Origin of the sequence: uncultured Campylobacter sp. (genome assembly GCF_938045775.1) — a bacterium.
Lineage (GTDB): Bacteria > Campylobacterota > Campylobacteria > Campylobacterales > Campylobacteraceae > Campylobacter_B.
This window is the reverse complement of sequence record NZ_CALIBH010000229.1, coordinates 1-6,541: the sequence shown is the minus strand read 5'-3', so window position 1 is coordinate 6,541 and position 6,541 is coordinate 1. Positions and strand designations below refer to the sequence as shown.

Sequence of the window (6,541 nt, the reverse complement as noted above, 5' to 3'; positions counted from 1 at the left end):
CGTGCAAGCGATGAGGTAAGCGCTAAATTTGCTTTTCGAGCTTATGAGATCAAAGGCGAGCTGAAGCTAAATTTAAAGCAGACGCTGCGTCTTGCGAGCGTTGGTATTTTGCAAAGCTGCGCGGTGCAAAATTTCATCAACTACGCTACTCATTCTACCGGAGTATTGCTGCGCGCTTATGATTTTGAAAAGATCGCTTCCGCAGATGGCAAGGTAGCGCTTGACATAAAGCCTATGCCAAACGGCGAGTTCGGCGTTTATGCGGGCAAGAGATTGCTTAGCGTAGCAGGGATTTGCCAAGACGCAGAGCTAAAGGCGTGTTGCAGTAGCAAAGTGGTGCTATTAGAGGCAAACTACACCGCGCCACTAATTATCGCCAAAGCAGTAAACGAAAATAAAAGCCTAAAAGGCGACGAGCATGTGTATCGCTCAAGTAGAGGCAGCGAGCCAAAGCTTAGGCTGGGGCTAGATCTGCTATTTAGATTGCTACTTAAAAATAAAGCCGTTAGCCTATATGCAGGCATGCAAAGGGTTTCAAACGCTTTGGAGCCGCTTATCGTGGGCTTTAGCGAAAAAGAGATAAACTCAATGATCGGCGCGCAAATTCCGCGCGATAAGATCGTAAGAATTTTAAAAAGACTGGGCTTTGATGTGGGCGTCGAAGCCGATCTCATCACCGCCAAGGTGCCGCCTTTCCGCCACGATATCGTAAATTCCCACGACGTGTGCGAGGAGATCGTGCGTATCGTGGGCATCGACAATATCGCCGCCGCGCCGCTAAGCTTCTACGAGAAAAACCGCCTAAACGATACCTACGTAAGCTTATGTAATGGACGCAAACTTCGCAGCAAGGCGGCCGCAGTGGGATTTTTCGAGTGCGTGCATTATGTATTTGACGACGGAAAGGCTCTGCAAAGCTTGGGCTTTGCGCCGTGCAAGGTTAAAATTTTAAATCCGATAAACGGCGAGCTGGACGCGCTAAGACCGACGCTGATTAATCATCTGCTGGAATCTGTTGAGCGAAATTTAAAGAATTCTCGCAGAAGCGTCAAGCTTTTTGAGCTAGGAGAGGTGTTTGATGCGGACGGCAAACAGAGTCTAAGACTGGGCTTTATCGCTAGCGGACTAAAGGCGGAGCCCTCTATCGCGGCCGGCGCGAAACCCGCCGCGGTGGATTTTTTGTATTTTGCAAATTTAATCCAAAGCGTCATCGGTAAATTTAAGGTCAGGCTGCCTAGCGAAAATTTGAAATTTTTAAGCGAATTCGAGCAAGCTCAGATCGAGCAGGACGGCGAGATAGTGGGCTTTATCGGGCGCGTGGATTACGCCGTAGAAGCAGGGCGCGATCTGGATAAAAGCTATCTGTGCGAGATCGATTTTTCCAAGCTTAAATTTAAAAATATCGTAGCGGACGTTTATTCGAAATTCCCTAGCGTATCGCGCGATCTAAGTATTTTGGTGCCGAGCGGAATGCGCTTCGAGCAGATCAAACAGTGCATAGACGCCCTTAAAATCGAGGCGCTAAAGGAGCTTATCCCGAGCGATCTTTACAGCGACGAAAGCCTGGGCGATTCAAAGAGCCTGACGATCAGACTTGTATTTCAAGACCTTCAAAAAACGCTCTGCGACGAGGAAGTCGCGGGCTTTACCGATAAAATTTTAGCCGCGCTTAGCAGCGAGTTAGGACTTGGGTTGCGATGAGAATTTTTGCGCAAGCGGGCCCTTTGCGGGCGGAGATCTCAAATATCGCCGCGGATAAATCGATCTCGCATCGTGCGGCGATCTTTTCGCTGCTAGCGGAGGGGACGAGTAAAATTTCAAACTATCTAGCCGCCGAGGATACGCTAAATACGCTAAAGATTGTGGAGCTTTTGGGCGCTTGCGTGCAGCGCGAAGGGGGCGAAATTTTAATCACTCCTCCCGCCGCTATCAAAGAGCCTAACGTTCCGCTTGATTGCGGTAACTCTGGCACCGCGATGCGGCTATTTATGGGCTTTTTGGCGGGATGCGAGGGCTTTTTCGTGCTGTGCGGCGATCGGTATCTAAGCGAGCGCCCGATGAGGCGCGTTGCGGATCCGCTTTGCAAAGTAGGCGCTAAAATTTACGGACGAGCAGGCGGCGAAAAGGCGCCGATTGCGGTGCTAGGGCAAAAGCTTGGGTATTTTGAATACGCGAGTAAGATTGCGTCCGCGCAGGTTAAGACCGCTCTGATTTTAGCGGCCTTGCGCGGCAGCGGGTGCAGATTTAGCGAGCCCGAGCTTAGCCGCGATCACAGCGAGCGGATGCTAAAAGCGATGGGTGCGCAAATTTCGCGAAACGGCCTTGGGATCGAAGTCGCGCCGCTTAGCTCGCCGCTTAAACCGCTTGAAATTTTTATCCCAAACGACCCCAGCTCGGCATTTTTCTTCGCCGTCGCCGCAGCGATAACCCCGGGCTCGCGCATTATGCTAAAAAATATGCTGTTAAATAAAACTCGCATAGAGGCGTATGAAATTTTAAAACGTATGGGCGCTGAAGTAAAATTTCATAAAACGAGCGAAATTTACGAGCAGATCGGCGATATAGAGGTCGCTTACGCGCCGCTTCACGCCGTGGAGGTGACCGAAAATATCTCGTGGCTTATAGACGAGGCGCCTGCGCTTGCGATCGCCTTTGCCTGCGCGCAAGGAAGTAGCGTGCTTAGAAATGCCGCCGAGCTGCGCGTAAAGGAGTGCGACCGCATAAAAGTAACCTGTGAAGGGCTTCGCGCCTGCGGTATCAAAGCGCGCGAGCTGCAGGACGGCTGGCAGATCGAAGGCGGCGAGGCAAACGCGGCGATCATCACGCCGTGCGGCGACCATCGTATCGCGATGAGTTTTGCGATTTTAGGCTTAAGATCGGGGATGATCATCGAGGATAGCGATTGTATCGCGACGTCGTTTCCGAACTTCGCCGCGATTTTAAGACAGATCGGAGCCGGCGTTGAAGATTGAGATGGCGAAAAGCTACGGTTTTTGCTTTGGCGTCAAGCGCGCGATCAAGATCGCAGAAAGCGCTGGCGAGGCCGCTACGATTGGTGAACTCATACATAACGCCGAAGAGATCAATAGGCTAAGGCAAAATTTCGGCGTCAAAACCTTAGAGGGCGTTAGCGAGATCAAGGACGAGCAAAAGCTCATCATCCGCACGCACGGCATCCAAAAGGACGATCTGCAAAACCTAAAAGCGCAAAACAAGCAGCTCATCGACGCTACCTGCCCTTTCGTAACCAAGCCGCAGCAGATCGTAGAAAAGATGAGCGCGGAGGGCTATGATATCGTAATCTTCGGCGATAAAAATCATCCCGAGGTAAAGGGCGTGAAATCCTACGCAAAATCGCGCGTATTCGTGATCATGGATACGAAGGAGCTGCAAGACGTCAAGCTTGGACCTCGCGTCGCGCTCGTTTCACAGACTACGAAAAAGATAGAAAGCTTTACCAAAATCGCGGATTTTTTGATGCAGCGCGCTAGGGAGCTGAGAATTTTTAATACGATTTGCAATGCTACGCTGGAAAATCAAGAGGCCGTAAAAAGCCTGTCGCAAAAGGCCGACGTGATGATAATCGTAGGCGGGAAAAATTCCTCCAACACCAAACAGCTTTTTTTAATTTCGCAAAATTTTTGCAAAGACAGTTATCTCATAGAAAACGAAAGCGAGCTTGAGCGCTCGTGGTTTGAAAACAAAAGCCTCTGCGGCATCTCCGCAGGAGCCAGCACGCCCGATTGGATCATCAAAAAAGTAGTAGCGCGAATCGAAAATTTAACGCAGAATTTATAAGCCCTCTTATCAAATTTACTCTTAGAAATTTATCAAATCGAAAGCAAATTTTAGCTAGAATCGCGCATTTTAGTTCTTTTCAAAAAAGCACAAATAAATTTAAAGGAAGCATATGGCTGAGGTGAACGAGAAGGTTCAAAACCACGCAGAGGAAGATTTTGCGACATTGTTAGAGGAGTATGACGCCGGGAAGTCTCGCGACGAGGTCGTCACAGGTAAGGTTATCGCCCTTAAGGACGGCGAGGTTTTCATAGACGTAGGCAGGAAGTCGGAGGGCATTTTAGATGCCGCCGAGGTGAGCGACGAGCAAGGAAACCCGCAGGTTAATGTAGGAGATGACATCAAAGTCGCTATTATCGGAAGCAGAGGCGGTCGCCCGGTCGTATCGTATAAAAAGGCTTTAAAGAAGGAAAAAGTAAAGGCGTTCATCGACTCCTATGATGAAAACGCAGAGAATGTCTATGACGTTAAAATTCTATCATTTAATAAGGGCGGTTTCGTTTGCGCTAACGCAGATGATGTGGAATTTTTTATGCCTCGCTCGCAAAGTGCGCTTAAAAACCCAAATGGCGCCGTCGGTAAAAATTTCAAGGTAAAGATCATTAAAGTTGATAGAGATGAACAAAGCATCGTAGTATCGCGTAAGAAGCTACTTGATGAGGATCGCAAAGCAAGCAAAGAGGCGATCGAGAAAGTAATCGCTACCGAGGGCATCATCGAAGGCGTCGTCAAAAAGATTACCACCTACGGTATGTTCGTAGACGTGGGCGGCGTGGACGGACTCGTACACTACAGCGAAATTTCATACAAAGGTCCGGTAAATCCAAGCTCGCTCTACAAAGAGGGTGATAAGGTTCCGGTTAAAGTTATCAAGTACGACAACGATAAAAAACACCTCTCTCTTTCGATAAAAGAGGCGATGCCAGATCCTTGGAACGAGATCAAAGATAGTCTGGAAGTGGGCGATACTATCCGCGTAAAAGTAAGTAATATCGAGCCTTACGGCGCGTTTGTCGATCTTGGCAACGATATCGAGGGCTTTTTGCATATCAGTGAAATTTCGTGGGATAAAAATATCAAAAATCCGAAAGATTTCATCAGCGAGGGCGAGGAGCTTGACGTCGAGGTCGTAGAGATCAACCCTAGCGAGCGTAGATTGCGCGTGAGCCTTAAAAATTTACTCACCAAGCCTTTTGACGAGTTCGTTGCTAAGCATAAAGTGGGCGACGTGCTAAAAGGCAGCGTCACTACGATTACAAATTTCGGCGCGTTTGTAAGGATCGACGGTGTAGAGGGACTTTTGCATAATGAAGACGCTTCATGGGATCGCGGCGAGAAGTGCAAAAATTTATTCAAAGTGGGCGATGAGATCGAGGTTAAGATCATTAAGATCGACAAAGATACTCAAAAAATTTCTCTAAACCACAAGGAGCTCGGCGATAGCCCGATTAGCGATTATGCCAAGAGCCACAATCAAGGCGATGTCGTAAAAGGCAAGATCCGCGATATAAAAGAGTTCGGAATTTTTGTCGAGCTTGGAGGCGGTATCGACGCACTTATCCGCAAGGAAGATCTTGGCAACGTAAGTGTAGATAGCCTAAAAGTGGGCGACGAGATCGAGGCTGCGATCGCTTTCATCGATGAGAAGAAAAACAGAATCCGCCTAAGCGTGCGCAGACTGGCTCATCAGAAGGAGCGCGAGGCGCTAAACGAGATCAATAGCAACGACGACGAGAAGCAAAGCCTAGGGGATCTGATCAAAGATCAACTAAATAAATAATTCCTCCCGCAAGGCATCCCGGCCTTGCGGACCTACTTCAAAAGGTTAAATTTAATGAAAACTATCATAGTCTGCGACGCAATCCACAAAATCGGTTTTGATCTGCTTAAGCAAGAATCGGACGTTAAAGTAATCGACGCTACGAGCGTGCCCAAGAGCGAGCTTTACGGAATTTTAGGCGATGCGGATGTTGCGATTACCAGAAGCTCTACGGCGGTGGATGAGAAATTTCTAAATGCCGGCACCAAGCTAAAAGCGATCGTGCGCGCGGGCGTGGGCGTAGATAACTGCGACATCGACGGCTGCTCCAAGCGCGGCATTATTTTGATGAACGTACCTACCGCAAACACCATCGCCGCGGTCGAAATGACTATGTGCCACCTGCTAAATGCGGCGCGCAAATATGTAAATTCCTGCAACGATCTTAAAATTAATAGAATTTGGAAGCGCGAGAAGTGGTACGGCACCGAGCTTTATAAAAAGAGCCTCGGTATTATCGGCTTTGGAAACATCGGCTCGCGCGTGGGGGTGCGCGCGCTTGCGTTTGGGATGAACGTCATCGCCTATGATCCATATATTGAGCCTGAGAAGGCCACGAAGCTCGGGGTAAAATATACGAAGATTTTCGATGAAATTTTATCTTGCGACTTCATCACGATCCATACGCCGAAAAATCAAGAGACGATAAATATGGTAGGCGAGCCGCAAATAGCGAAGATGAAAGACGGCGTGCGCCTAATAAACTGCGCTAGAGGCGGGCTGTATAATGAAAAAGCGCTCGCAAACAATCTACGCAGCGGCAAGATCGCGTATCTCGGCATTGATGTTTTCGACAAAGAGCCTGCGACCGATCACGAGCTTTTGGATATCGAAAATTTAAGCGCGACTCCGCATCTTGGAGCAAATACGCTCGAATCGCAAAGCAATATCGCCCGAGAAGCCGCAGAGCAGGCGATCAGCGCC

The 6,541-nt window shown here is 48.8% G+C and carries 5 protein-coding genes; all 5 read left to right on the top strand.

Features of this window, described 5'->3' with window-relative positions; translation table 11 throughout:
- Window positions 1–1,701, top strand: a 1,701-nt coding sequence (locus Q0238_RS09200; RefSeq protein ID WP_297945418.1) for a phenylalanine--tRNA ligase subunit beta, incomplete at its 5' end; no start/stop codon positions are given.
- Entirely contained in the window at window positions 1,698–2,972 is a 1,275-nt protein-coding gene (gene aroA, locus Q0238_RS09195; RefSeq protein ID WP_297945416.1) for a 3-phosphoshikimate 1-carboxyvinyltransferase, read from the top strand. The genes Q0238_RS09200 and aroA, both read left to right, overlap by 4 nt.
- On the top strand, window positions 2,962–3,798 hold the full coding sequence (locus Q0238_RS09190) for a 4-hydroxy-3-methylbut-2-enyl diphosphate reductase (RefSeq protein WP_297945414.1): 837 nt from the start codon (window positions 2,962–2,964) through the stop codon (window positions 3,796–3,798). Before aroA ends, Q0238_RS09190 begins: the two co-directional genes overlap by 11 nt.
- A gap of 112 nt (window positions 3,799–3,910) precedes the next feature.
- Entirely contained in the window at window positions 3,911–5,578 is a 1,668-nt protein-coding gene (locus tag Q0238_RS09185; protein WP_297945412.1) for a 30S ribosomal protein S1, read from the top strand.
- Window positions 5,579–5,632: 54 nt separating this feature from the next.
- On the top strand, window positions 5,633–6,541 hold a 909-nt coding region (locus tag Q0238_RS09180; RefSeq protein WP_297945409.1), incomplete at its 3' end, for an NAD(P)-dependent oxidoreductase.

Bases quoted from the DNA above. Each gene is read 5' to 3' on its own strand.
- Q0238_RS09185 (WP_297945412.1), top strand. From the start codon at position 3,911: ATGGCTGAGGTGAACGAGAAGGTTCAAAACCACGCAGAGGAAGATTTT.
- aroA (WP_297945416.1), top strand. From the start codon at position 1,698: ATGAGAATTTTTGCGCAAGCGGGCCCTTTGCGGGCGGAGATCTCAAAT.